Below are 24,226 nucleotides of genomic sequence, written 5' to 3'. Positions count from 1 at the left end.
TAACCTGTTCATTATGAAGACAGTCCGCTATTTCATTGGAAAGCAATCATTATCTTCAGAATAATCGGCCGGGCTGACCCTAGAAAAACTATTCGGAGACAACGATGAAGACTTCCCGCCCCCTGGCACGGCGCCAGTTCGTGCTTGGCGCCCTGGGCGCCGCTGCGGTTGCCGCCGTGCCTGGCCGCGCTCTTGCGTCCACCTACCCGGAACGCCCGATCACCTTCATCTGCCCCTGGCCCGCGGGCGGCACGGCCGATCGCTCGATGCGCATCATCTGCCAGATCGCGGCGCGGGAACTGGGTCAGCCCATCGCCCTTGAAAACCGCGCCGGCGCCTCCGGCATGATTGGCACCAAGGCGCTGTCGTCGGCCCGGCCCGACGGCTACACCATAGGCCAGATTCCGATCTCGGTGACGCGCTTCTCGCAGCTGGGCACGGTGCAGCTCGATCCGCTCAAGGACTTCACCTATCTCGCGCGCACCTCGGGCCAGACCTTCGGCATTGCCGTGCCCGCGCGCTCGCCTTTCAAGTCGCTGCGCGACGTCGTGGCGCGCGCCAAGGCCCAGCCCGGGACCGTGACCTATGCGCATGCGGGGATAGGCGGCGCCACGCATGTGGGCATGGAGCAGTTCGCCCAGGCCGCGGGCATCAGGTTCAACGCGATTGCCTACAAGGGCGGCTCGGCCGCGCTGCAGGACGTGCTCGGCGAACAGGTCGATCTGCTGGCCGACAGCAGCTCCTGGGCGCCGCATGTCGAAGCCGGCAAGATGCGCCTGCTGGCCACCTGGGGCGAGGAGCGCACGCCGCGCTTCAAGGACACGCCCACGCTCAAGGAGCTGGGTTTCGACGTGGTCGTCGAGGCGCCCAATGGCATTGGCGCGCCCAAGGGCTTGCCGCCGGCAATCGAGAAGCGCCTGCGCGATGCGTTTCGCGCCGCCGTCAACAGCGAGGAGTTCCGCAAGGTCGCCGAGAGCATTGACGCGCCGGTCATGTACCAGGACGGCCCCGACTACCAGAAGTACATCCAGAGCGTCTTCCAGCAGGAAACCGATCTGATCCGCAAGCTCAATCTCAAGGAGCTGATGGCCAAGGGCTGAGGCCCTGATACGTCGGCGTTTTCCACCCCGCTTGCCGCTTTCTCATGAACAACAGTCCCCTGCTGCGCCTGCACCCGAACGACAACGTGCTGGTCGCCAAGACCGCCATAGCGCTGGGCGAGGCGATCGCCGAATTCGGCGTGCGCGCCCGCGCCCAGATTCCCGCGGGCCACAAGATCGCGGCGCGCGCCATTGCCGCCGGCGAGCAAGTGCTCAAGTACGACACCGTGATCGGCGTCGCTGCGCGCGACCTCGAGGCCGGCGACTATGTGCACAGCCACAACCTGACGCTGGTCGACAGCTACCGCGACCCGGGCTTCTGCCAGGACGTGCGTCCCGTCGACTTCGTTCCTGAAGATCAGCGCGCGACTTTCCTGGGCTTCGAGCGCGCGGGCGGCGGCGTGGGCACGCGCAACTTCATCGGCATCCTGTCGTCGGTGAACTGTTCGTCGACGGTGATCACGCGCATCGCCGCGCACTTCACTCCCGAGCGCCTGGCCGATTTTCCCAATGTCGACGGCGTGGTCGCGTTTGCGCAGACCAGCGGCTGCGGCATGTCGTCGCCGAGCGAGCATTTCGATGTGCTGCGGCGCACGCTCGCGGGCTATGCGCGCCATCCGAATCTCGCGGGTGTGCTGATCGTCGGCCTGGGCTGCGAGCGCAACCAGGTCAGCGCGCTGGTCGATTCGCAAGGCCTGCAAGCCGGGCGTCTGATGCGCACCATGGTGATGCAGGACGTGGGCGGAACGCGCCAGACCATAGAAGCCGGCATTCGCGCAATCGAGGAAATGCTGCCCGAAGCCAATGCCGCACGGCGCACGCGCGTCAGCGCCGCCCACCTGAAGATAGGCCTTGAATGCGGCGGCTCCGACGGCTTCTCGGCGATCACCGCGAATCCCGCGCTGGGCGCGGCGATGGACATTCTGGTGCGCCATGGCGGCACGGCCATCCTGTCGGAAACGCCCGAGATCCACGGCGTCGAATTCATGCTCACGCGCCGCGCGATCACGCCCGAAGTCGGCCAGAAACTGCTTGATCGCCTGGCATGGTGGGAGCGCTATGCGGCCGGGCAGAACGCGCAGTTCAACGGCGTGGTGGGCCACGGCAACCAGGCCGGCGGCCTGGCCAACATCTTCGAGAAGTCGCTGGGCTCGGCCATGAAGGGCGGCACCACGCCGCTGCGCGCGGTCTACGAATACGCCGAGCCCATCACCGAAAGCGGTTTCGTGTTCATGGACTCGCCAGGCTACGACCCCGTCGCCGCGACCGGGCAGATTGCCAGCGGCGCGCAGCTTATCTGCTTTACCACGGGCCGCGGCTCGATGTTCGGCAGCAAGCCCGCGCCGACCATCAAGCTGGCGAGCAACACGCCCATGTTCCGCCGTCTCGAGGAAGACATGGACATCAACTGCGGCGTGGTGATCGACGGCGAACTGACGGTGCCTGAACTGGGCCAGCGCATCTTCGAGCAGATCCTCTGGCATGCCTCGGGCGAGCCCACCAAGAGCGAGCTGCTGGGCCTGGGCGACCACGAGTTCGTGCCCTGGCATCTGGGCATCGTAAGCTGATTGCCGCACCCTTACACCCCTATTTTCTAGACCCGCCATGCCCTTGACTCTCTCCCGCCCCGAACTGCAACGCACGGGCAACTTCATCGCCGGCGAATGGCTTGCGCCCGAAGCCGGCCGCAGCCTCGATGTGACCGACCCGGCGACCGGCGCCGTGATTGCCGCCGTGCCCGATTCCAACGCCGCCGATGCACGCGCCGCGGTGGACGCCGCGCACGCGGCCTTTCCCGCGTGGCGCAGGACCCCGGCCAAGCAGCGCGCGCAGATTCTCAAGCGCTGGAACGATCTGGTGCTGGCCCACCAGGAAGACCTGGGCCGGCTGATCTCGCGCGAGCAGGGCAAGCCACTGGCCGAAGGCCGGGGCGAAGTCGCCTATGCGGCCAGCTACATCGAATGGTTTGCCGAGGAGGCGACGCGCGCCAACGGCGAAGTGATTCCCGCGCCCGTGCCGGGCCGGCGCATGTTTGCGCTGCGCGAGCCGGTCGGCGTGGTCGCGGCCATCACACCCTGGAACTTTCCCGCGGCGATGATTGCGCGCAAGATCGCCCCGGCACTCGCCGCGGGCTGCACCGTGGTCTGCAAGCCCGCCGAAGACACGCCGCTGACTTCGCTGGCGCTGGTCGCGCTGGCGCACGAAGCCGGCGTTCCGCCCGGTGTGCTGAACATCGTCAGCGCCTCGCGCGAACGCACGCCCGAAGTCGTCGATGTGTGGCTGGACGACGCGCGCGTGCGCAAGATCACGTTCACGGGCTCCACGCCCGTGGGCAAGCACCTCGCGCGGCGCTCGGCCGATACGCTGAAAAAACTGTCGCTGGAACTCGGCGGCAATGCTCCGTTCATCGTGTTCGAGGACGCCGACCTGGAAGCCGCGGTCGAAGGCCTGATGCAGGCCAAGTTCCGCAACGGCGGCCAGACCTGCGTCTGCCCCAACCGCGTGTTCGTGCATGCTGCAGTGCACGACCGCTTCGCTGAACTGCTGGTGGCGCGCGTCGCCGCGCTGCAGGTGGGCCCGGCGAGCAATCCGGCCTCGCAGATCGGGCCGATGATCAACGACCGCGCGGTCCAGAAGATAGAGCGCCATGTGCAGGACGCGGTGGCGCGCGGCGCGCGCATTCTCACCGGCGGCACGCGCCTGCCCGCATTGGGCGCCAACTACTTCGCGCCCACGGTGCTGGTCGATGCCGATGCGACCATGGCCTGCGCCTGCGAGGAAACCTTTGGTCCGGTCGCGCCGCTGACGCGCTTCAGCGACGAGGCCGAAGTCATTGCCGCCGCCAACGACACGCCGTTCGGCCTGGCCGCGTATTTCTATACCAACGACCTGCGCCGCGTCACGCGCGTGGCCGATGCGCTGGAGACCGGCATTGTCGGCATCAACGAAGGCGCGCTGGCCGCCGAGGCCGCGCCTTTTGGCGGCGTCAAGGACTCGGGCTATGGCCGTGAAGGCTCGACCCACGGCCTGGACGACTACCTGCACACCAAGTACGTCTGCCAGGGCGGGCTGGACGCCTGAGCCCGCGGCCGCAGCGATGCGGCCCATCCACCCCTACCTGACCTAACGAGCAAGCCAGGACCACAGCACCGAGATCCAACGCAGGGCCCGCAGCATGGAGCGGGGCGCTGCGCACCCGGGGAACCGCCCCATGCCGCAAGAGCAAATACAACCGGAGACAAGCACCATGAATTCTTCCACCTCTTCCCGACTGAACCGCCGCGGCCTGCTGATGTGCGCCGCAGCGCTGGCCTGCCCGCTGGGCGCGCCGCTGGCCCACGCCGAAAGCGTCTACCCCGCCAAGCCGGTCACTCTGCTCGTGCCTTACCCTGCCGGCGGCGCCAACGACGCGGTGGCGCGGCTCATAGGCCTGAAGATGGGCGAGAACCTCAAGCAGCCCGTGGTCATCGACAACCGGCCCGGCGCGGGCACCACCATAGGCACGGCGCTGGCCGCCAAGGCACAGGCCGACGGCTATACCCTGGTGCTGGGCTCGCTGGCCAGCCATGCCGTGAGCCCGCATCTGTACGCCCGCCCCGGCTACGACGCGGTGGCCGACTTCGCGCCCGTAGGCATGATAGGCGTGGTACCCCTGGTGCTGGTCGTGGCCCAGGACTCGCCCTACACCAACCTGAAGTCCCTGGTGGAGGCGGCGCGCAAGCAGCCCGGTCAGCTCAACTACGGCTCCTCGGGCAACGGCTCGCCGCTGCACCTGGGCGCCGAGCTGTTCAAGCAGCGCGCCCAGGTGCAGATCAACCATGTGCCCTACAAGGGCGGCAACGCCCACACCATGGACCTGATGGGCGGGCGGCTGGACATGATCATGGACACCTTGACCAGCGCCTCGCCGCTGCTCAAGAGCGGCAAGGTGCGCGCCCTGGCCGTGGCTTCGGCATCGCGTCTGCCCGAACTGCAGGATGTGCCCACTTTCGCCGAGGCCGGCTATCCGGGCTTCGAGGTCAACGCCTGGTATGCGCTGTACGCCCCGGCCAAGACCGGCAAGGACGTGCTGGCGCGCCTGAACGCCTCGCTCACCCAGGTACTCAAGCTGCCCGAGGTGCAGGAGAAATTCGCGCTGCTCGGCGTGCGCACCCGGGCCGGCTCGCCCCAGGAACTGGCCAGCTTCACCACCGACGAATGGAGCCGCTACGGCAAGGTGATCCAATCGGCAGGAATCCGCATCGACTGAGCTCTGTACCCATGTCCCCACACTTCCACGTTCTCGTCACCGCGTCACACTGGGCCGAGCCCGCGCAACGCATCATTGAGCAGGCCGGCGGCCAGGTGCATTTCCTGCCCGGCAGCCTCACCGAAGACGCGCTGGCCGCACGCCTGGCCGAGACCGGCGCGCAGGCCATCGTGCTGCGCGGCTCGCCGCCCATCACCGACCGTGTGCTGACAGCGTCGCCGCAGCTGCGCATCGTGGCCAAGAACGGCGCCGGCGTGGACAGTGTGGACCTGGAGGCGGCGCGCGCGCGCGGCATTGCCGTGGCCGTCGCACCCGGCGCCAATGCGGGCGCAGTGGCCGAGCATGCCGTGGCGCTGATGCTGGCGCTCACGCGCCAGCTGCCGCAGCTCGACCGCATGGTGCGCGCCGGCGAATGGGCCGGCAGCACCTGGCAGGGCCGCGACTTCCGCGGCGCCACGGTGGGCATCATCGGTTACGGCAGCATTGGCCGCGCGACCGCGCAGCTGGCCACTGCCCTGGGCGCGCGGGTGCTGGTGCTGCGGCCCGAGGGCCAGGCCGACGGCTTTGCCACCGAGGCCGAGCTGCACCGCCTGCTGCCCCAGCTCGACATCCTGAGCCTGCACTGCCCGCTGACCGAGCGCAGCCGGGGTCTGATAGGCGCACGCGAGCTGGCCCTGCTGCCACGCGGCAGCCTGCTCATCAACACCGCGCGCGGTCCCGTCGTGGACGAGGCCGCGCTCATCGAGGCATTGCGCAGCGGCCAGCTCGGCGGCGCGGGCCTGGACACCTTCGATACCGAGCCCCTGCCTGTCGACCATCCACTGGCGGCGCTGGACCAGGTGCTGCTCACTCCCCATGTGGCGGGCGTGACGCGCGCTGCCGCCCTGCAGGTCGCCACCATGACCGCGCAGAACATCGTGGACCATCTGGCCCACACCACATTGCCCGCCCTGCACCGGGTCGCCTGACACGCTTTTGCGCCCGAACTCCACCCACCGATCACATGCCCGCAAACAACCTCTTCAAGGCCGCACTGGCCGCTCAGCAGCCTCAGGTCGGCCTCTGGCTTTCCATGGCGGATCCCTACATGGCCGAAGTCAGCGCCAGCACAGGTTTCGACTGGCTGCTGATTGACGGCGAGCACGCGCCCAACGACCTGAAGTCGACGCTGGGCGCGCTGCAGGCCGTCGCGCCGCACCGCGCCCACCCCGTGGTGCGCGCGGTCCAGGGCGATACGGCGCTGATCAAGCAGCTGCTGGACATAGGCGCGACCACGCTGCTCGTGCCCATGGTCGACACCGCCGAGCAGGCGCGCGCCCTGGTCTCGGCCACGCGCTATCCGCCGCTGGGCATGCGCGGCGTGGGCAGCGCGGTGGCGCGCGCTTCGCAGTGGAGCGCGCGCGCCGACTATCTCGACGTGGCCGATGACGAAGTCTGCCTGCTGGTGCAGGCCGAGACCGTGGCGGCGCTGGACAATCTCGAGGAGATCTGCGCGGTCGACGGCGTGCACGGCGTGTTCATCGGCCCGGCCGATCTGGCCGCGTCCATGGGCTTTCGCGGCCGCCCCGGCCACCCCGAAGTGCAGGCGGCAATTGAAAACGCGATGCGCACCATCATTGCCTCGGGCAAGGCCGCCGGTACACTCACTTCCGACCCGGCGCTGGCCCGCCGCTATCTCGATCTCGGCTGCACGTTTGTTGCGGTCGGTGTCGACGTGCTGCTCTACGCCAAGGCGGCGCGCAGCCTGGCCGGCGAATTCCTGGGCCAGCCGGCCGAAACAGCGGCCCCTGCCGATTCCCGCGGAGCCTATTGAACATGTCCTCGACTTCCCGAATTCCCCACGCGCTGGTGCTCGAAGGCCTGCGCGCCATCGTCGGCGAGAAAGCCTGCATTGAAGTCGCCAGCGACATGCAGCCCTTCACCACCGACTACCGCAAGCTCTACCACGGCCAGGCGCTGGCCGTGGTGCTGCCGGCAAACACCCAGCAGGTCAGCGAGGTCCTGGCGCTGTGCTCGCGCCATGGCGTGCCGGTCGTACCCCAGGGCGGCAACACCTCGCTGATGGGCGGGGCCGTGCCCGACGCCGCGGGCGATGCCGTGGTGCTCAATCTGCGCCGCATGAACCAGGTGCAGGAAATCGACACCGTCAACGACACCATGACGCTCCAGGCCGGCGTCACGCTGCAGGCTGCGCGCGCCGCGGCCGAAGACGCGGGCCGGCTGTTTCCGCTGCGCATAGGCTCCGAAGGCTCGTGCCAGATCGGCGGCAATCTCTCGACGAATGCCGGCGGCACGGCCGTGCTGCGCTACGGCAACATGCGCGACCTGACGCTGGGCATAGAAGCCGTGCTGCCCGACGGCCGCATCTACTCGTCGCTGCGCGGACTGCGCAAGGACAACACCGGCTACGACCTCAAGCAGCTGTTCATCGGTTCGGAGGGAACGCTGGGCATCATCACGGCCGCGGTGCTCAAGCTGATGCCCCTGCCCAGCGCCAGCGCCGTCGCCTGGATCGCCGTCAAGAACCCGCATGCGGCCGTGGAGCTGCTGACCGAAGCCAAGCGCGCGGCCGGCCAGGCCGTGACGGCCTTCGAGCTGATCTCCGGCCCGGCGCTGACGCTGGTGCTCGAATCGATGCCGCAGTTCAGCGCGCCGCTGCCCGCCGCGCACGACTGGATGGTGCTGATCGAGCTGACTTCGGGCGGCGACGCCGAAGGCCTGGACGCGACGCTGATGGCGATTCTGGAGCAGGGCATGGAGCGCGGGCTGGTGACCGACGCGGCCATCGCGGCAAGCATTGCCGACGCGCGCGCCTTCTGGCAGCTGCGCGAGGAGATCTCGGACGCGCAGACGCGCGAAGGCGGCAGCATCAAGTGCGACATCTCGATTCCGCTGTCGAAGATCGCCGACTTCATTGCCGACGCCTCGGCCCAGGTGCTGGCGCTGGCGCCCGACGCGCGCATGGTGATCTACGGCCACATGGGCGACGGCAACGTGCACTTCAACCCGCTGCGCCCCAAGGGCGCGCCCGCAAAGGAGTTCCTGGCCGAGAACTACGTGCGCATCTCGCATGCGGTCGACGGCCTGGCAACGCGCCAGAACGGCTCGATCTCGGCCGAGCACGGCATCGGCGTGGCCAAGCGCGACGACCTGCTGGAGTGCAAGTCGCCCGTGGAACTCGAACTGATGTGGCAGATCAAGCGCGCGCTCGATCCGCGCAATCTGCTCAATCCGGGCAAGGTGTTGCCTTTGCCGGAAACTGCGGCGTAAGGTGCCACAGATCGCCCTGCGATAGGCTTGCGCAAGTCTGCTGAGGGCGTGCGGTTTGATTTGGCGTGACGTTTGCTCTCCCGTTCGTCCTGAGCTTGTCGAAGGATGAACGGCCACCTTCTATGGATGCAAATCTCTTTTTTGCTGCGCAGTTCTCAAACGCTGCGCCCTGAAACGCCCTTCGACAGGCTCAGGGCGAACGGTTTTGGGCGTTTGTAGTCAGGAAACGGCTTGACTAAGCCACTGCGCAAAGGCAGAGCACTCCCACCGGTCCATGGTGCCCGTATGCCAGCACAGGTAATGCGCGTGCGGGCTTGCCACGTCGAGCGGGAACAGCCGCACCAGCGTGCCGTTGTCCAGCCAGGCCGCGCCCAGCTTGAGGCGTACGGGCGCTATGCCCATGCCCGCGGCCGCGGCATCGCACAGCAGGCCTATGTCGTGGAATTGCGAGCCTTCGACGGGTTCGGGCCAGGCCAGGCCCGCGGCGTCGAACCAGCCGCGCCAGGGCTCTAGCGGGCTGCGCAGCAGCGGCAGGCCTTCCATGTCCGCTGGCTGCTCGAACGGCCCGTGGGCGCGCACGAAAGCGGGCGAGGCCAGCGGCGTCATCACGTCGCGCGCGATTTCCACATGTTCCATGTCGGCGTAATGGCCGGGGCCGAAGCGCACGATCAGGTCGGCGTCTTCGGCCACCACGTCGAGCAGCGGAATGCTCACATGCAGTTCGAGATCGATTTCGGGATAGGCGTCGGTGAACTGGCTCAGCCGGGGGATGAGCATGCAGCGCGCGAACGTGGGCGTGACCGCAAGCTTGAGGCGCCGGCGCCCGGGCAGCGCGCTGCCCGGAAAGCGCTGCAGCGCGCCCAGGCCTTCACGCACATGCGACAGGTACGCGCTGCCTTCGCTGGTCAGCGAGAAATCGGCACGGCCGAACAGCCGGCAGCCGAGCATCTGCTCGAGCTGGCGCACGCGGTGGCTCACGGCGCTGGGCGTGACGCACAGCTCCTCGGCGGTCTGCGTCACGCTGCGCAGCCGCGCCAGCGCCTCGAATGTCAGCAGGCACTGGATGGGCGGAATGCGCCGCGCGGCGCTCGGCGCAGTCGGGCTGGCGGTGGGCGCGGGCAGCGGCATGTCCGCGCTCAGCGGAAGACGACGGTCTTGTGGCCGTTGAGGATCACGCGGCGTTCGCTGTGCCACTTGACGGCACGCGCCAGCACCTGGCTTTCGGTGTCGCGGCCGCGCGCCGTGAGGTCTTCGACGGTGTCGGTGTGGTCGGCACGCGCCACGTCCTGCTCGATGATCGGGCCTTCGTCGAGGTCGGCTGTGACGTAGTGGGCCGTGGCGCCGATCAGCTTCACGCCGCGGTCATGCGCCTGATAGTACGGCTTGGCGCCCTTGAAGCTCGGCAGGAAGCTGTGGTGGATGTTGATGGCCCGGCCCGAGAGCTTGGTGCACAAATCGTTCGACAACACCTGCATATAGCGCGCCAGCACGACCAGTTCGGCGCCTTCTGCCTCGATAATCTCGAACTGCCGCGCTTCGGCCTGGGCCTTGGTCGCCGCCGTGACGGGAATATGGTGGAAAGGCACGTTGTAGCTGGCCGCGAGCTGGTAGAAGTCACGGTGGTTGCTGATGATGGCGCGGATGTCGATGGGCAGCAGGCCCGACTTCCAGCGGAACAGCAGATCGTTGAGGCAATGGCCTTCCTTGCTGACGAGCAGCACGGTCTTCATGTTCTCGGACTGGGAGTGCAGGCTCCAGCGCATCTCGAAGCGGGCCGCGAGTTCGGCCAGCGCCGTCTTGAGCGTGGCCGCGTCGGTGTCGGTGCAGACGAACTGCACGCGCATGAAGAACAGGCCGGTGGCGCCGTCGTTGAACTGCGCGGCTTCTTCGATGTTGGCGCCCTGTTCGAGCAGGAAGCCCGAAACGGCGTGCACCAGCCCGCGACGGTCGGGGCAGGATAAGGTAAGAATGTAGGCTTGGGTCATAGCCCTGCGATTGTCGCAGCAAGGGCCGTCGATTGTGGATTGAGGAAATACATGCATAAAGATGGCGCACCCCAACCGACCTGGCCGTACTGGATTCTGGCGTTGTACACGCTGACTGCAGTGCTGTGGCTCGCCGGCAGCGAACGCCTGCTGCTGCAGTGGGCCCAGGATGCTGCGCAGGTCGCGCGCTGGAAAGACGCACAGGGCTATGTCTCCATCTTTCTCAACGCACTGATGGCCGGCTGGCTGCTGCGCCGCCTGCTGCGCGCCGAGGCCGTGCGCCGCGCCGACGTGCTGCGCCGCGCGGCGCTGCGGCGCCAGGAGGAGGAGCGCCAGCGCCTGGCCGCGACCGTGGTCGACAACACCATCGAAGGCGTGATCGTGACCGATGCGAACAGCCGTATCCTGTCGGTCAACGCGGCCTTCACGCGGCTGCTAGGCTATACCGAGCAGGAAATGCTGGGCCAGACGCCGCGCATGTTCAAGTCGGGCCGCCACGGCCAGGCGTTCTACGAAGCCATGTGGGACAGCATGCAGCGCACGGGCCACTGGCAGGGCGAAATATGGAATCAGCGCAAGAACGGCGAAGTGTTTCCCGAACGCATGTCGCTGAGCGCGGTGCACGACAGCGCCAACCGCGTCACGCATTACGTCTGCATGTTCACCGACATCTCCGCGGAAAAGGCCCAGCAGCAGCGCCTTGAATACCTTGCGCGCAAGGACCCGCTGACCGGTCTGGACAACCGCGCCTGGTTCGGCAACCGACTGGAAAAGGCGTTGGAGACGGCCACAGCCAAGTCCAGCCAGCTCGCGGTGCTGCTGATCAACATCAACCGCCTGCGCGATTTCAACGACAGCTACGGCCATGCCGTGGGCGACCAGGTGCTGTGCCATGTCGCAGCGCGCGTGCAGGCGGTGCTGCGCCCCGGCGATCTGATAGGGCGCATGGCCGGCGACGAGATCGCCGTGGCCGCGCTCGATCTGGGCAGCGAGATCGATGCCGCGCAGCTGGCCCAGCGGCTGATCGCCGCGGCGGCCCAGCCCTGGCATACGCCTGACGGCATGGAAGTGATCACGCGCGTGAGCGTGGGCATGTGCGTCTTCCCGCAGCATGCGGCAACGGCAGAAGGCCTGCTGCAGGGCGCGCACTCGGCGGTGCATGTCGCCAAGCAGCACAGCGGTGCCGACGCCTGGTGCTTTTTCCAGGAAGACATGACCCAGGCCGCGCGCCAGCGCCTGGAGCTCGAGGCACGGCTGCGCCAGGCGCTGGCCGAAGGCCATCTGCGTCTTTACTACCAGCCGCAGATCGAGATCGCGACCGGGCGACTCATGGGGGCCGAAGCGCTGCTGCGCTGGCTCGATCCGGTCGAAGGCCTGATTTCCCCGGCGCGCTTCATTCCCGTGGCCGAAAGCTCGGGCGTGATCGGGCCTGTGGGCGAATGGGTGATACGCGAAGCCTGCGCCCAGGGCCAGCGCTGGCGCGCGCTTGATCTGCCCGAGATCACGGTGGCGGTGAATGTGTCGCTGCACCAGTTCATGCTCACCGACATCGTCGGCAGCACCCAGGCCGCGCTGGCCGATGCGGGCTTTCCGGCCGCGCAGCTGGAACTCGAGATCACCGAAAGCGCGCTCGCCCAGCAGCCCGAGGAGGCCTTGCAGGTGCTGCGCAAGCTCAGCGCCCTGGGGCTGCGGCTGGCGATCGACGATTTCGGCACCGGCTATTCGTCGCTGGCCCACCTCAAGCGCTTTCCCATCGATGTGCTCAAGATCGACCAGGGCTTCATCCGCGACATTCCGCAAAGCGCCGACGACATGGCGATCAGCGCGGCCGTGATCGCCATGGGCCACAGCATGGGGCTGGCGGTGCTGGCCGAAGGCGTGGAAACCGCCGAACAGCTCGCTTTCCTGCGCGAACGCGGCTGTGACCAGTTCCAGGGCTATTTCTGCAGCCGGCCCCTGCCGGCCGACGCGTTCGAGGCACTGCTGCGCCAAAGCAGGGAAGGACCGCTGGTGGCGATCCCATGCGCGTGAGTTTCCCGCTGCGCGTGCTGCTGACCGCATTGGGCGCCTGGGCCGCGGCCCAATTGTGCGTCTGGTGGAAGATTCCCCTGCCCTGGATGCTGGGCCCGCTGATCGCGACTTCGCTGGCCTCCATGGGCGGCGCGCCGACCGCGAGCTGGGGCAAGGCGCGCAATGCCGCGCAGTGGACCATAGGCGCGGCGCTGGGGCTTTACTTCACGCCGGCCGTCACGGCGCTCGTGGCGAGCATGTGGTGGGTCATTTTGCTGGGCATTGTCTGGGCGCTGTGGCTGGGCTGGCTGTTCGGCGCCTGGCTGTACCGCGTGCATGCGCCGCGCATGCCCGAGGTGCCGGCGCAGCAGCTGCGCGCCACCTGCTATTTCGCGGGCTCGATAGGCGCGGCGTCCGAGATGACGCTGCTGTCCGAGCGCGAGAACGCGCGCACCGAGCTGGTGGCCTCCAGCCACAGCCTGCGGCTGGTGATCGTCACGGTGGTGATTCCCTTCGCGCTGCAGTGGAGCGGGCTGCATGGCTCGGGCGAATGGGGTGCGGCGCGCGTGGTGCATGGCCCGGGACTGGCGCTGCTGGCGCTGTGCACGGGTCTGGGCGCCTGGCTGATGCTGCGCCTCGATCGCGCCAATCCCTGGTTTCTGGGCGCGCTGCTGGCCTCCATGGGCCTGGCGATGCTCGGCCTCGATCTGTCGGCCGTGCCGCAGTGGATGATGAATGGCGCGCAGTTGCTGATTGGCGTGAGCCTGGGCGTGCGCTTTCGGCGCGATTTTCTGCGCACCGCGCCGCGCTGGCTGGCAACGGTGGCACTGGGCAGCCTGGTGCTGATGGCGCTGTGCGCGCTGTTTGCTGCCGCCGTGGCCTGGGCCACAGGCCTGCCCTGGGTGACCATGGTGCTGGGCACGGCGCCCGGCGGCATCGCCGAGATGGCGATCACCGCCAAGGTGCTGCAGTTGGGCGTTCCCGTGGTGACCGCGCTGCAAGTCTGTCGATTGATGGCGGTGCTGCTGGTGGTCGAGCCGCTGTACCGGCGGCTTTACAAGCCGGCGGTACAGGCGAAGTCGAGCCGCCTATCCTGAGCCCGCCCGAGCCCGACGCTCAGTGCACCAATACCGGGTTCTGTGCGAGCCCGGCGTAGCTGTCGAGCGTGCTTTCCACTTCTTCCTGCGTAGGTGTCTGCTGCTGCCAGCCGAGAATGATCTTCTGGAACATTTCGGCCCAGGAACCGTCGAGGTAGACCTCTTTGCCCGAACGCTTGTCGACGATTTCAAAACCGTGGCGTGGCATCTGCATCTGTGCGTGGTGAAGCTCTTGCGCGGGAGCGGATTCGCCCTCGGCCAATTCCGGCAAATCGGGCCGGATATGGAGCACCGCAAAAGTGTCAGAGTCGTATAGCGTTTGCATGGTGATCCCCCCCTGTTGCAAAGTCGTGCCGATGACAGTCATATGGCTGCAAGGCAGCAGACTTCAAGAGCCGCCGGCGGGGTCGCCGGCAAAAGGCCCTGGACACCAGTATTCCACGGATTCGATCTCCGTGCGGCGTCGGGCGTTTCGTCCGGCGTCAGGGCGCGGCGTGCGCCTGCAGGCGCAGATCGGCGAAGTCGCCGTTGGCCTGGGTCAGCCGTATGCGCGCCGGCAGATAGCCCAGCGACGGCGCGAGCCACAGCGTGGCCTGCTGGTCACCCGCGCGCCGCGGCAGGCGTTCGAGCCGCAGCGCGGGCAGCGCGCCCAGCGGCAGCTCCAGCGTCTCGGGCGCGTGCACGCGGAAGGTCCAGCGTTCGGCGTCGTTGCTGCCCACCGTGGTGAATGTGATCTGCGCGCCTTCGGGGTAGCGTTCGGGCGCGGCGGCAAGCATTGCCGACAACTGCAGGAACACGCTGATACGGTCCTGCGCGCCCGCGCCTATGGGGGCCGGCGGGGCTGCGGGCGTGAAGCGTGCCTGTTCGGCCACGAAGTCGAACTCCGCGCTTTTCTCGCTGCGGCTCTGGTCGCTGAAGCGTTGCGGCACCAGGCCCGCATCCGTGACCTGGCCGTTGCTGGTCTGGGCGCGCGTGCCGACCAGAAACGCCTTGATCTGCTGGCGCACCTGGTAGCGCTGGCCGTCGTGCTGCCACAGCAGTTCGGCGCTCGCGTGGTATTCAAAACGTTTGGCCTGGCCCGTCACATCGAACGCCAGCCGCGTGGGCGCGGGCAGTTTCACCGGCAGCGGCGTATCGGCGGGCAAGGGCTGGCCGTCGGGGGTGACGAGCTGCACGCCCTGCAGTGTTTCGGCCCGGGGCGGTGGCGGCGGCTCGGTCGGCGCTGGCGGCTCGGCAGGCACCGGCGGCTCGGGCGCTGGCTCGGGCATGGGTGGCGCTGCCTGCTCCCGGGCTGCGGCCAGCGTTTCCTGCGGCATTTCGGCGGGCGTTGTCTCAACAGCCTCGGCCGGAAGTTCGGTGGGTACGGGTGCGGCGCGCACCGGCGCGGGGCGCGGTCTTGCCTGGGGGCGGGGCGCTGGCACGGGCGCGGCGACGGGGGCCGGGGGCGGCGGTGCAGGCGGCGGCGCGATGCTGCGCGTGGTGAACGCGGGCGCGTTGCGCGTGGGGGCCGGGTTGGCCGATGCGCTGGACCATGCGGGCAGCTCCCACAGCAGCCAGGCATGCGCGGCCAGCACGGCGGCGGTCAGCGGCAGCAGCACAGGCGTTCGCATGGCGGGCGCCGCTTCAGCGGCTCGCGTGGCCCAGGTCGGCCGAAAGCTGCAGCGCGGCGGTGCGCAACTGGGCATCGATGGCGCCGTCGTAGGCCGGATCGAAGGTGGCGATCGAGCCCAGCGTGGTGATGCCCATCACGATATGGCCCGACGAGTCGAACACCGGCGTGCAGAACGCGACGATGCCCGGCAGCAGCGTGTCGACCACGCGTGCCGTGCCGTGGGCACGCACTTCGGCCAGCATGGCGCGCACGCCTTCGGGTGTGAGCGGCAGGTCGCTGCGGCCGATCTGGCGCGCGCGCTGCATTTCCGCGTCCAGCATGCCCTGTGTCAGCTCCGCGGGCAGGTACGCGGCAAAGCAGCGCCCCGTGGCCGAAGACAGCAGCGGCATCACATCGCCCAGGCGCAGATTGGCCGTGACCGATTGCGCCGATTCTTCCCAATGCACGATGGTCGGGCCATGGTTGCCCCAGACGGCGAGCGCGACCGTGTGCTGCAGCGCTTCGAGCAGCAGCGGCATGCGTTCGCGCGCCAGGCGCACCGGGTCCAGGCGCGTGAGCGCGGCCAGGCCCAGCTTGAGGCTGGCCGGGCCCAGGTCATAGCGTGAAGTGCGGCTGTCCTGCGTCACCAGGCCCAGGCGCTGGAAGCTCACCAGATAGCGGTGCGCCTTGGCGGCGCTCATCTCCGCCGACGCCGCGACTTCCTTGAGCATCAGCGGCGCGCGCGCGCGCGCCAGGCCTTCGAGCAGCGCAAAACCGACTTCGACCGACTGAATACCTGCGCGTTCCTTTTCCATATGCACTAAAATTCCATTGTTTTGTTTAGGTAAACTCATTTACCCAAGCGTAATCTCATCGCTGCCCTTGCAGGCCGCGCCTTTCTGTCCCCGCCATTGAAGTTCCAGCCACCATGAAACTCGCTACTTATAAAGACGGCTCGCGCGACGGCCAACTGGTCGTTGTCTCCCGCGATCTGGGCCTGGCCCATTATGCGACCGGCATTGCCAGCCGCATGCAGCAGGTGCTGGACGACTGGGCCTTCATGGCGCCGCAGCTGCAGGACCTGTACCAGCAGCTCAACGCCGGCAAGGCGCCGCATGCGTTCGCCTTCAATCCCGAGCAGTGCATGGCGCCGCTGCCGCGCGCCTACCAGTGGGCCGACGGTTCTGCCTATCTCAACCATGTGGAGCTGGTGCGCCAGGCGCGCAACTCCGAAGTGCCGGCAACGTTCTACACCGACCCGCTGATGTACCAGGGCGGCTCCGATGACTTCATCGGTCCCTGTGACGACGTGGTGGTTCCCAGCGAAGCCATGGGAATCGACTTCGAGGCCGAGATCGCCGTGGTCACGACCGACGTGCCCATGGGCAGCACACCAGCCCAGGCGCTGCAGGGCATTCGCCTGGTGATGCTGGTCAACGACGTGTCGCTGCGCAATCTGATTCCCGCCGAGCTCGCCAAGGGCTTCGGCTTCTTCCAGAGCAAGCCGGCGACGGCGTTCAGCCCGGTCGCGGTGACGCTCGACGAGCTGGGCGATGCCTGGGACGCGGGCCGGCTGAACCTGACGCTGCAGTCGATCTGGAACGGCCGCAAGGTCGGCATGTGCGACGCCGGCCCCGAAATGACCTTCCACTTCGGCCAGCTGATCGCCCACATCTGCAAGACACGCAATGTGCGCGCCGGCACCATCGTCGGCAGCGGCACCGTGAGCAACAAGGGCGTGGGCGAAGGCAGCGCGATGCAGTGGCCCAAGGGCTACAGCTGCATCGCCGAAAAGCGCTGCATAGAAACCATTCAGACCGGCGCTCCCGTGACCGAGTTCATGAAGTTCGGCGACACCATACGCATTGAAATGAAGGGCCGCGACGGCCAGAGCATTTTCGGCGCGATCGATCAGACGATTGCCGCGCCCGGCGAAACCCCGGCCTGAAACCCCGGAGCGCGCGCGGGACCGGCACCACAGAGTGCCGGCCGGCGCGGCATGGCCTTGCCATGCACGCCCTTCATGCATCCACCGGCGCGCCGCGGGCGACGCCGGTCTTTTTCCTCAGGAGACAAAAAATGGACCGCAGACATTTTCTGGCCGCGATGACGGCCACTGCCGCCGCGCCTTTCGCATCGCAGGCACTGGCCCAGAACTGGCCCGACCAGGCCATTCGCTGGGTCGTCCCCTATCCGCCGGGTGGCGGCACCGACGTGCTGGCGCGCACCGTGGCCGAAGCCATGCGCCAGAGCCTGGGCCAGACCATCGTCATCGAGAACAAGCCCGGCGCATCGACCAACATCGGCGCCCAGCAGGTGGCGACGGCCAAGCCCGACGGCTACACCATCATGTCGGCCGACAACGCCGTGCTGGCCTACAACGAGCACCTGTTCAGCAAGCTGCCGTTCAGTCCCGAAAAGGACTTCACGTACGTGGGCGGCATGAGCCGTTTCCCGCTGGCGCTGGTCGTGAACCCGGCGTTCGAGGCGAAGACGCTGCAGGAATTCCTGGCCTATGCGCGCGCCAATCCCGGCAAGATCAACTACGCTTCGCCCGGCAACGGCTCGCCCCACCATCTGGCGATGGAAATGTTCAAGGCGCGCACCGGCACCTTCCTCACGCACATTCCCTACCGCGGCGCGGCGCCGGCCGTGGCCGACGTGATGGGCGGCCAGGTGCCGTGCATGTTCCTGGATCTGGCCTCGGGCCTGCCCATCATCCAGTCGGGCAAGGTGCGCGCGCTGGCCATAGGCTCGGCCCAGCGCATGGCCAACCTGCCGCAGCTGCGCACGCTGGCCGAAGCCGGCGTGGCGAATTCCGAAGTCTTTGCCTTCCAGGGCATTCTCGCGCCCAAGGCCTTGCCTGCGCCCATCACGCAGCGGCTCAATGCCGAACTCAACAAGGCATTGGCCAGCCCGCCCGTCGTCAAGCGCATGCAGGACTTCGGCATGGAAGCGCTGCCGGGCACGCCGGAACAGTTCCGCGCGATGGCGCGCGCCGAAGCCAAGCGCTGGGGCGAGATCATCCAGAAGGCCGGCATCAAGCTCGACTGAGCGCGCTGTCCTGACAGAATGGCGGTTGAGCAGGGCGCAGGCCCTGCCACCCCATTCCAAGGAGAGCCACGATGCAGAATTTTGATTTCAGCAACCCCACGCGCATTGTTTTCGGCGAGGGCGTGATCGCCAAGCTGGGCAAGCTGCTGCCCGAGACCGCGCAGGTGCTGATCGTCGTCGGCGGCAGCAGCGCCGAGAAGAACGGCACGCTGGCCGAAGTGCGCGCGGCCCTGGGCGCACGCCGCCACGAAACCTTCGCGGGCATAGAGCCCAATCCCACGCTGGAGACTTCGATGCGCGCGGTCGCGCAGTTCCAGCAGGGCGGCTTCGACTTCCTGCTGGCCGTGGGCGGCGGCTCGGTGATCGACGCCGTCAAGTTCATTGCCGCGGCCGTGCGTCTTCCCGGCGCCGACGCGGCGGCTGCCTGGGAGCTGGTGCGCAAGGGCGGGCGCGGTGTCGCCCAGGCCGCGCCGCTGGGCGTGGTGCTGACGCTGCCGGCCACGGGCTCGGAAATGAACAACGGCGGCGTGCTGACAAATGCGGCAGAAGGCGCGAAGCTGCCGTTTTCCAATCGCCTGCTGTTTCCGCAGTTCGCGCTGCTGGACCCGACCAAGACCTATACGCTGCCCACGCGCCAACTGGCCAACGGCGTGGTCGATGCCTTCGTGCACACCATGGAGCAGTACCTGACCTACCCCGTCGATGCGCGCGTGCAGGACCGCTTTGCCGAAGGCCTGCTGCAGACGCTGATCGAGATCGGCCCGCGCGTCGTGGCCAGCGAGACGCCCGACTACGCCGACCGCGCCAACCTGGTCTGGAGCGCCACGCTGGCGCTCAACGGCCTGATAGGCGCGGGCGTGCCCCAGGACTGGGCAACGCACATGATCGGCCACGAACTCACGGCGCTCTACGGCATAGACCACGCGCGCACGCTGGCCGTGGTGCTGCCCGCGATGATGGACGCGCGCCGCGAGCAAAAGCACGCCAAGCTGCTGCAGTATGCCGAGCGCGTCTGGGGCATCACCGAAGGCTCGGAAGAAGGCCGCATCAACGCCGCGATCACGCAGACGCGCAACTTCTTCGAGGGCCTTGGCGTGCCCACGCGGCTGTCGGCCTATGACCTGGGCGCCGAAGCCGTGGACGCGGCCGTGGCCCAGCTGGAAAAGCACGGCATGGTCGCGCTGTCCGAGCACCGCGACATCGACGCGGCCAAGGCGCGGGAAATCCTGGGCCTGGCGATCTGAACCGCCGGCTTCAGCGCAGCGCCAGCACCGCGCGCGCAAGGCGCGCGAGCGCATCCTGCAGCACTTCGGGCGAGGTGGCGATCGACAGGCGGAAGTAGGGCGACAGACCGTAGGCGCTGCCGGCCACCACCGCCACGCCTTCGCTGTCGAGCAGGTACAGCACCAGGTCCGTATCGTCGGCCAGCACCTTGCCCTGGGGCGTGCGCTTGCCTATCAGGCCCGCGCAGTTGACGAACAGATAGAACGCACCGTCGGGCGCGCGGCAGCGCAGGCCGGGGATCTGGCGCAGGCCCGCGAGCATCAGGTCGCGCCGCTGGCGATAGACGGCCGCGCTTTCACGCACGAACGTCTGGTCGCCGCACAAGGCCGCGACGGCTGCCGCCTGGCTTACGGAACACGCATTGCCGCTGGTCTGCGATTGCAGCGTTTCCATGGCCTGCACCAGTTCGCGCGGACCGGCGGCGTAGCCTATGCGCCAGCCCGTCATCGCGTACGACTTGGAGACGCCGTTGATCACCAGCGTGCGCGCGCGCAGCTGCGGCGCCGCGGCAAGCAGGTGCACGCAGGGTGCAGCGGTGAACACGATGTGTTCGTAGATGTCGTCGGTCATCACCATGACCTGCGGATGGCGCTGCAGCACCTCGGCCAGGGCGCGGTATTCCCCGGCCGTGTAGCAGGCGCCCGTGGGGTTGCTTGGCGAGTTCAGCAGCAGCCAGCGGGTGCGCGGCGTGATCGCGGCCTCGAGCTGCGCCGCCGTGAGCCTGAAGCCCTGGTCCTCGGGGCAGGGCAGGATCACGGGCTGGGCATCGCAGGCCAGCACCATGTCGGGATAGGAAACCCAGTAAGGCGCCGGTATCAGCACCTCGTCGCCCGGGTCCAGCGTGGCGGCGAACGCGCAGTAGATGGCGCTCTTGGCGCCGTTGGTGACCAGGGTTTCGCAGGCGTCATAGCTCAGCGCGTTCTCGCGCAGCAGCTTCTGGGCGATGGCCTGGCGCAGCGCAGCGCTGCCGGCGATCGGCGTGTAGCGCGTGGCGCCCGCGTCCATGGCCTGCAGCGCGGCCGCGCGGATGTGCGCCGGCGTGTCGAAGTCCGGCTCGCCCACGGCGAGATTGACGATGGAGCGGCCGCTGCGCTGCAGCGCCTGGGCGCGGTCGGCGGCGCTGGTGCTGGGAGACGGTTTGATGCGCCGCAGGCGTGCGGACAGGGTGATCGCGGTCATGGCGGGGTTCCAGCGAAGGGGGTGAAGAAATCGGTCAGGAATGGGCGCCGGCATGCGGCCCGGTGCTGCGCTGCTGCCTGAGATACCACTGCAGCCGCAGCGACAGCCCGGCGTTGGCGACGGCCAGCGCTGCCAGCAGCCACAGCGTGGCATGCGCGCCCCACTGCGACAGAATGAAGCCGCAGACCAGGGGCGTCAGCGCCTGGCACAGCAGCGACGAGCGCGCCAGCCGGCCCATGACCAGGGCATAGGCATGGGCGGGCACCAGCGCCAGCGGCAGCGTGCCGCGCACCAGTGCGCGCAGTCCGTTGCCCACGCCGTAGCAGACGATGCCCAGCGCCGCCGCGGCCGGAACGGCGCTGATCAGCAGCATGCCCAGCGCGACGAAAACGGCAGAGAACAGCGCCATCCAGATCGCGTGCAGATTGCGCAATGCCAGGTTGAGCACGCGCACGCCGACCATGCTCGGGCCGATCAGCGCGCTCAGCGCGATCGCCGCGGTCAGGCTGTGGCCCGTGCCTTGCAGCAGCAGGATGATCTGCACCGATACCGCGGTCATCAGGATGGCAGCGATGCAGAACACCAGCGACAGCAGCCGCATCAGCGCAGGGTCCACGTCGGCCAGCGCCTGGCGGTCGGCGCCGGGCCGCGGCGGCGCGGCCGATGCGGGCGCGATGTCGGGCGGCAATGCCAGCAGGTAGAGCGGCGACATCACCACGGCCATGAAGGCCGCATAGGCAAGGCAGGTGCCGCGCCAGCCGAGTTCGGGTTCCAGCCAGGCCAGCGCCGGCCAGCTGACCGTGGAGGCGAAGCCGCCGATCAGCGTCACCACATAGATGGTGTTGCGCGCCTGCGCCCCCCAGCGCGCGCCCAGCACGGCAAACAGCGGGTCGTAGAGCCCGCCGGCCATGCCTATTCCCATCACCACCCAGCCGGCGACGAACACGCTGTAGTGGGGCGCGAGCGCCAATATCACCAGGCCCAGCGCCACGAGCCAGCTCGACAGCAGCAGCACGCGCCGGCCCTGGCCGCGCGCGATGCGCCGGCTGGCCCAGGGCGACAGCAGGCCCGAGACCAGCGCGCCCACGGTCAACGCGCCATAGATCCAGGTCAGCGACCAGCCCGTGTCCGCATGGATGGGCGCGGCCAGCACCGTCAGCAGAAAGAACGAGCCGCCCCAGACCACGATCTGCGCCACGCCCAGCAGCGCAGCCGAAGCCGTTGACGGCGTGCCGGCGCTCATGCGCCGGACTCCAGCTGCACCAGTGCCTGGCCGTATTGCACGGACCGTCCCGCGGCCGCACACAAGGCCTTGACGGTGCCGGCCGCGGGCGCTGGCAGCGCCGTGAGAATGCCGCAGACTTCGATGAAGCCCAGCGCCTCGCCGGCCTGCACCGGGCGCCCGATCCGGGCGCCGAGCTGGGGCTGCAGCGGGTGCAGCGGATGGAAGATGCCGAAGCCGTTGGCGCAAACGGTGGTCGTGGCGCGCGCGCTCGGTACGGCTGCGCTGGGCAGCAGCACGCGCAGCGTCGCCTGGCCCAGCGTGCATTCGAGCTGCGTGATGCCGCTGCGCGGCATGCGCTGCAGCCATTGCGCGATGCGTTCAATCTGCATGGCGTGCTCCTGTGGACTGCAGCCGGTCCAGTGATTTCTCCAGGTAGTGGATGTCGGTGCCGCCCTGCTGGAAGCCGGCGTCGGCAAGCACCGCCTGCAGCAGCGGCGCGCCGTGGTCTATGCCCTGCAGCCGCATGGCCTGCAGCGCCTGCTGCATGCGCGCAATGGCCTGGGCGCGGGTGTCGCCATGTGCGATGACCTTGGCGACCAGCGAGTCGTACCAGGGCGGCACTTCGGCGCCGTCCACCAGATGCGTGTCCACGCGTATGCCCGCGCCTTGTGGCGCCTGCCATTGCGCGACCGTGCCCGGCGAGGGCCGGAACGTCCAGGGATGCTCGGCATTGATTCGGCATTCGATCGCATGGCCTTGCGGCGTGATGTCCTGCTGGCGCAGGGCCAGCGGCTGTCCCTGGGCAATGCGCAACTGCTGGGCCACGATGTCTATGCCGGTCACGGCTTCGGTCACGGGATGCTCGACCTGCACGCGCGTGTTCATCTCGATGAAATAGAACTGGCCGTTCTCGAACAGGAACTCGAACGTTCCCGCGCCGCGGTAGTTCATCTGCACGCAGGCCCGGGCGCAGCGCTCCCCTATCGCCGCGATGGCGCTGCGCTCTATGCCCGGCGCCGGCGATTCCTCCAGCACTTTCTGGTGGCGCCGCTGCATCGAGCAGTCGCGCTCGCCCAGCCAGACCGCCCGGCCCTGGCCGTCGGCCAGCACCTGGATCTCGACATGGCGCGGATGGATCAGGAACTTCTCCATGTAGACCGCGGCGCTGCCGAAGGCGCGCGCGGCTTCCTCGCGCGTGAGGCGCAGTGCGGCCGGCAGTTCGTCGGGACCGTGCACCACGCGCATGCCGCGGCCGCCGCCGCCTGCGGCGGCCTTGATGATCACCGGGTAGCCGATCTCCTGCGCCTGGGCCTGCACGCGTTCCAGATCAGGCGACAACTCCCCCTGCGAGCCGGGAACGCAGGGCACTCCGGCCTCGCGCATCGCCGCCTTGGCCGCGATCTTGTCGCCCATGCGGCGTATGGTGTCGCCGCGCGGGCCGACGAACACCAGTCCCGCGGCTTCGACGGCATCGGCGAACTGCGCGTTCTCCGATAGAAAGCCGTAGCCCGGATGCACCGCGCCCGCGCCCGTGGACAGGGCCGCGAGCAGGATTTCCGCCTGGTTCAGATAGCTTTGCGCCGCGGGTGCCGGGCCTATGCAGACGCTCTCGTCGGCCAGGCGCACATGCAGCTGCCCGGCGTCGGCCAGCGAATGAACGGCCACGGTTTTCAGGCCCGCGGCCTGGCAGGCGCGAATGATGCGCACCGCGATCTCGCCGCGGTTGGCGATCAGCAGCTTGTCAAACATGTGCGCTCTCCAGCGCTTCGATCACCAGCAGCGCCGCGCCGGCCTGCACGGCCTGGCCGTTGTCGATCGCGAACGACACGATGCGCCCCGCGCGGTCGGCTTCGACTTCGTTGAGCATCTTCATGGTTTCTATCAGTCCCAGCACCTGGCCTGGCTCGACGATGGAGCCGACCTGGGCGAACGGCGCGGCGTCGGGCGCGCTGGCGCGAAAGAAGTTGCCGCTCAGCGGAGCGGCCAGCGCATGCCGGGCCGGGTGGGCCGGCATTGCCGGCGCCGCGGCGGTCGCCACTGCGGGCCGGGCCGGCATCTGCGCCGGCGCAGCGCCGGCCGCGCGCGCCAGCCGCAGGCTGCCTTCGGGGCTGACAAATTCCATCTCCAGCGCGCCCGACTGCTCGAACAGATCGAACAGGTGTTCCACGAAAGGGTGTTGCAT

The 24,226-nt window shown here is 68.3% G+C and carries 22 protein-coding genes; 12 read left to right on the top strand and 10 right to left on the bottom strand.

The window, feature by feature from the left end; all coding sequences use genetic code 11:
• Nucleotides 1–104: 104 nt before the first annotated feature.
• From ACSVDO_RS19410 to ACSVDO_RS19380, 7 genes are all read left to right on the top strand, one after another.
• Nucleotides 105–1,100, top strand: coding sequence for a tripartite tricarboxylate transporter substrate binding protein (locus ACSVDO_RS19410; protein ID WP_332534740.1), 996 nt, complete (start codon nt 105–107; stop codon nt 1,098–1,100).
• 44 nt (nt 1,101–1,144) lie between these two features.
• Entirely contained in the window at nt 1,145–2,668 is a 1,524-nt protein-coding gene (locus ACSVDO_RS19405) for a UxaA family hydrolase (RefSeq protein ID WP_489594130.1), read from the top strand.
• A 37-nt stretch (nt 2,669–2,705) separates the two neighbouring features.
• Nucleotides 2,706–4,181, top strand: a complete 1,476-nt coding sequence (locus ACSVDO_RS19400; protein ID WP_489594128.1) for an NAD-dependent succinate-semialdehyde dehydrogenase — start codon at nt 2,706–2,708, stop codon at nt 4,179–4,181.
• A gap of 166 nt (nt 4,182–4,347) precedes the next feature.
• A complete protein-coding gene (locus ACSVDO_RS19395) occupies nt 4,348–5,349 on the top strand; it encodes a Bug family tripartite tricarboxylate transporter substrate binding protein (protein ID WP_489594127.1) in 1,002 nt (333 codons plus the stop codon).
• An 11-nt stretch (nt 5,350–5,360) separates the two neighbouring features.
• The gene (locus tag ACSVDO_RS19390) at nt 5,361–6,317 is read left to right on the top strand and encodes a hydroxyacid dehydrogenase (protein WP_489594125.1); all 957 of its coding nucleotides are present in this window, start codon (nt 5,361–5,363) and stop codon (nt 6,315–6,317) included.
• Nucleotides 6,318–6,352: 35 nt separating this feature from the next.
• Complete coding sequence (gene hpaI / locus ACSVDO_RS19385; protein ID WP_489594124.1) at nt 6,353–7,162, top strand: 4-hydroxy-2-oxoheptanedioate aldolase; 810 nt, start codon at nt 6,353–6,355, stop codon at nt 7,160–7,162.
• Between the two features lie 2 nt (nt 7,163–7,164).
• The gene (locus ACSVDO_RS19380) at nt 7,165–8,619 is read left to right on the top strand and encodes an FAD-binding oxidoreductase (RefSeq protein WP_489594122.1); all 1,455 of its coding nucleotides are present in this window, start codon (nt 7,165–7,167) and stop codon (nt 8,617–8,619) included.
• A 219-nt stretch (nt 8,620–8,838) separates the two neighbouring features.
• On the opposite strand, the gene ACSVDO_RS19375 is transcribed toward ACSVDO_RS19380, so the two are convergent.
• Nucleotides 8,839–9,747, bottom strand: coding sequence for a LysR substrate-binding domain-containing protein (locus ACSVDO_RS19375; protein WP_332534750.1), 909 nt, complete (start codon nt 9,745–9,747; stop codon nt 8,839–8,841).
• A gap of 8 nt (nt 9,748–9,755) precedes the next feature.
• Complete coding sequence (gene purU, locus ACSVDO_RS19370) at nt 9,756–10,604, bottom strand: formyltetrahydrofolate deformylase (RefSeq protein WP_332534752.1); 849 nt, start codon at nt 10,602–10,604, stop codon at nt 9,756–9,758.
• Between the two features lie 51 nt (nt 10,605–10,655).
• Between purU and ACSVDO_RS19365 the strand changes: the two genes are divergently transcribed.
• Nucleotides 10,656–12,635 (top strand): putative bifunctional diguanylate cyclase/phosphodiesterase, encoded by a 1,980-nt coding sequence (locus tag ACSVDO_RS19365; protein ID WP_332534754.1) that lies wholly within the window; start codon nt 10,656–10,658, stop codon nt 12,633–12,635.
• Nucleotides 12,626–13,711 (top strand): AbrB family transcriptional regulator, encoded by a 1,086-nt coding sequence (locus ACSVDO_RS19360; RefSeq protein WP_489594119.1) that lies wholly within the window; start codon nt 12,626–12,628, stop codon nt 13,709–13,711. Before ACSVDO_RS19365 ends, ACSVDO_RS19360 begins: the two co-directional genes overlap by 10 nt.
• A 19-nt stretch (nt 13,712–13,730) precedes the next feature.
• Here ACSVDO_RS19360 and ACSVDO_RS19355 read toward each other — a convergent pair whose 3' ends face one another.
• The 3 genes from ACSVDO_RS19355 to ACSVDO_RS19345 all read right to left on the bottom strand — a co-directional run bounded on the left by ACSVDO_RS19355 (nt 13,731) and on the right by ACSVDO_RS19345 (nt 16,117).
• Nucleotides 13,731–14,036: a BTH_I0359 family protein gene (locus ACSVDO_RS19355; RefSeq protein WP_332534813.1), complete on the bottom strand. Its 306-nt coding sequence runs from the start codon at nt 14,034–14,036 to the stop codon at nt 13,731–13,733.
• 157 nt (nt 14,037–14,193) lie between these two features.
• Nucleotides 14,194–15,321 carry a DUF3108 domain-containing protein gene (locus tag ACSVDO_RS19350; protein WP_489594117.1) on the bottom strand — a complete coding sequence of 376 codons (1,128 nt, stop codon included), beginning with the start codon at nt 15,319–15,321 and terminating at the stop codon, nt 14,194–14,196.
• Between the two features lie 13 nt (nt 15,322–15,334).
• Complete coding sequence (locus ACSVDO_RS19345; protein WP_489594115.1) at nt 15,335–16,117, bottom strand: IclR family transcriptional regulator; 783 nt, start codon at nt 16,115–16,117, stop codon at nt 15,335–15,337.
• A gap of 113 nt (nt 16,118–16,230) precedes the next feature.
• Here ACSVDO_RS19345 and ACSVDO_RS19340 point away from each other — a divergent pair, with 113 nt between their 5' ends.
• From ACSVDO_RS19340 to ACSVDO_RS19330, 3 genes are all read left to right on the top strand, one after another.
• The gene (locus ACSVDO_RS19340) at nt 16,231–17,250 is read left to right on the top strand and encodes a fumarylacetoacetate hydrolase family protein (protein ID WP_332534761.1); all 1,020 of its coding nucleotides are present in this window, start codon (nt 16,231–16,233) and stop codon (nt 17,248–17,250) included.
• A gap of 131 nt (nt 17,251–17,381) precedes the next feature.
• Nucleotides 17,382–18,356 (top strand): Bug family tripartite tricarboxylate transporter substrate binding protein, encoded by a 975-nt coding sequence (locus tag ACSVDO_RS19335; protein ID WP_489594113.1) that lies wholly within the window; start codon nt 17,382–17,384, stop codon nt 18,354–18,356.
• Between the two features lie 71 nt (nt 18,357–18,427).
• Nucleotides 18,428–19,600 carry an iron-containing alcohol dehydrogenase gene (locus ACSVDO_RS19330; RefSeq protein WP_332534764.1) on the top strand — a complete coding sequence of 391 codons (1,173 nt, stop codon included), beginning with the start codon at nt 18,428–18,430 and terminating at the stop codon, nt 19,598–19,600.
• A gap of 10 nt (nt 19,601–19,610) precedes the next feature.
• On the opposite strand, the gene ACSVDO_RS19325 is transcribed toward ACSVDO_RS19330, so the two are convergent.
• The 5 genes from ACSVDO_RS19325 to ACSVDO_RS19305 are packed head-to-tail and all read right to left on the bottom strand — an operon-like array spanning nt 19,611 to nt 24,226.
• Nucleotides 19,611–20,819: an aspartate transaminase gene (locus ACSVDO_RS19325; protein WP_489594110.1), complete on the bottom strand. Its 1,209-nt coding sequence runs from the start codon at nt 20,817–20,819 to the stop codon at nt 19,611–19,613.
• 34 nt (nt 20,820–20,853) lie between these two features.
• The gene (locus ACSVDO_RS19320) at nt 20,854–22,062 is read right to left on the bottom strand and encodes an MFS transporter (protein ID WP_332534768.1); all 1,209 of its coding nucleotides are present in this window, start codon (nt 22,060–22,062) and stop codon (nt 20,854–20,856) included.
• Entirely contained in the window at nt 22,059–22,433 is a 375-nt protein-coding gene (locus ACSVDO_RS19315; RefSeq protein WP_489594108.1) for a biotin/lipoyl-containing protein, read from the bottom strand. Before ACSVDO_RS19315 ends, ACSVDO_RS19320 begins: the two co-directional genes overlap by 4 nt.
• Nucleotides 22,423–23,793: an acetyl-CoA carboxylase biotin carboxylase subunit gene (gene accC, locus ACSVDO_RS19310; protein ID WP_332548096.1), complete on the bottom strand. Its 1,371-nt coding sequence runs from the start codon at nt 23,791–23,793 to the stop codon at nt 22,423–22,425. Before accC ends, ACSVDO_RS19315 begins: the two co-directional genes overlap by 11 nt.
• Nucleotides 23,786–24,226, bottom strand: a complete 441-nt coding sequence (locus ACSVDO_RS19305) for an acetyl-CoA carboxylase (RefSeq protein ID WP_332548097.1) — start codon at nt 24,224–24,226, stop codon at nt 23,786–23,788. Before ACSVDO_RS19305 ends, accC begins: the two co-directional genes overlap by 8 nt.

The sequence above is a fragment of the Comamonas sp. DB36 genome (genome assembly GCF_057914905.1).
The sequence above is the reverse complement of the archived record's forward strand: the minus strand, read 5'-3'. Positions and strand labels throughout refer to the sequence as shown.

What these genes read in the sequence shown, in the direction of transcription:
- ACSVDO_RS19340 (WP_332534761.1), top strand. Translation starts at nt 16,231, where the DNA reads ATGAAACTCGCTACTTATAAAGACGGCTCGCGCGACGGCCAACTGGTC.
- ACSVDO_RS19360 (WP_489594119.1), top strand. Translation starts at nt 12,626, where the DNA reads ATGCGCGTGAGTTTCCCGCTGCGCGTGCTGCTGACCGCATTGGGCGCC.
- ACSVDO_RS19365 (WP_332534754.1), top strand. Translation starts at nt 10,656, where the DNA reads ATGCATAAAGATGGCGCACCCCAACCGACCTGGCCGTACTGGATTCTG.
- accC (WP_332548096.1), bottom strand. Translation starts at nt 23,793, where the DNA reads ATGTTTGACAAGCTGCTGATCGCCAACCGCGGCGAGATCGCGGTGCGC.
- ACSVDO_RS19400 (WP_489594128.1), top strand. Translation starts at nt 2,706, where the DNA reads ATGCCCTTGACTCTCTCCCGCCCCGAACTGCAACGCACGGGCAACTTC.
- ACSVDO_RS19335 (WP_489594113.1), top strand. Translation starts at nt 17,382, where the DNA reads ATGGACCGCAGACATTTTCTGGCCGCGATGACGGCCACTGCCGCCGCG.
- ACSVDO_RS19305 (WP_332548097.1), bottom strand. Translation starts at nt 24,226, where the DNA reads ATGCAACACCCTTTCGTGGAACACCTGTTCGATCTGTTCGAGCAGTCG.
- ACSVDO_RS19350 (WP_489594117.1), bottom strand. Translation starts at nt 15,321, where the DNA reads ATGCGAACGCCTGTGCTGCTGCCGCTGACCGCCGCCGTGCTGGCCGCG.
- hpaI (WP_489594124.1), top strand. Translation starts at nt 6,353, where the DNA reads ATGCCCGCAAACAACCTCTTCAAGGCCGCACTGGCCGCTCAGCAGCCT.
- ACSVDO_RS19390 (WP_489594125.1), top strand. Translation starts at nt 5,361, where the DNA reads ATGTCCCCACACTTCCACGTTCTCGTCACCGCGTCACACTGGGCCGAG.
- purU (WP_332534752.1), bottom strand. Translation starts at nt 10,604, where the DNA reads ATGACCCAAGCCTACATTCTTACCTTATCCTGCCCCGACCGTCGCGGG.
- ACSVDO_RS19345 (WP_489594115.1), bottom strand. Translation starts at nt 16,117, where the DNA reads ATGGAAAAGGAACGCGCAGGTATTCAGTCGGTCGAAGTCGGTTTTGCG.
- ACSVDO_RS19330 (WP_332534764.1), top strand. Translation starts at nt 18,428, where the DNA reads ATGCAGAATTTTGATTTCAGCAACCCCACGCGCATTGTTTTCGGCGAG.
- ACSVDO_RS19405 (WP_489594130.1), top strand. Translation starts at nt 1,145, where the DNA reads ATGAACAACAGTCCCCTGCTGCGCCTGCACCCGAACGACAACGTGCTG.
- ACSVDO_RS19375 (WP_332534750.1), bottom strand. Translation starts at nt 9,747, where the DNA reads ATGCCGCTGCCCGCGCCCACCGCCAGCCCGACTGCGCCGAGCGCCGCG.
- ACSVDO_RS19320 (WP_332534768.1), bottom strand. Translation starts at nt 22,062, where the DNA reads ATGAGCGCCGGCACGCCGTCAACGGCTTCGGCTGCGCTGCTGGGCGTG.
- ACSVDO_RS19395 (WP_489594127.1), top strand. Translation starts at nt 4,348, where the DNA reads ATGAATTCTTCCACCTCTTCCCGACTGAACCGCCGCGGCCTGCTGATG.
- ACSVDO_RS19315 (WP_489594108.1), bottom strand. Translation starts at nt 22,433, where the DNA reads ATGCAGATTGAACGCATCGCGCAATGGCTGCAGCGCATGCCGCGCAGC.
- ACSVDO_RS19325 (WP_489594110.1), bottom strand. Translation starts at nt 20,819, where the DNA reads ATGACCGCGATCACCCTGTCCGCACGCCTGCGGCGCATCAAACCGTCT.
- ACSVDO_RS19410 (WP_332534740.1), top strand. Translation starts at nt 105, where the DNA reads ATGAAGACTTCCCGCCCCCTGGCACGGCGCCAGTTCGTGCTTGGCGCC.
- ACSVDO_RS19380 (WP_489594122.1), top strand. Translation starts at nt 7,165, where the DNA reads ATGTCCTCGACTTCCCGAATTCCCCACGCGCTGGTGCTCGAAGGCCTG.
- ACSVDO_RS19355 (WP_332534813.1), bottom strand. Translation starts at nt 14,036, where the DNA reads ATGCAAACGCTATACGACTCTGACACTTTTGCGGTGCTCCATATCCGG.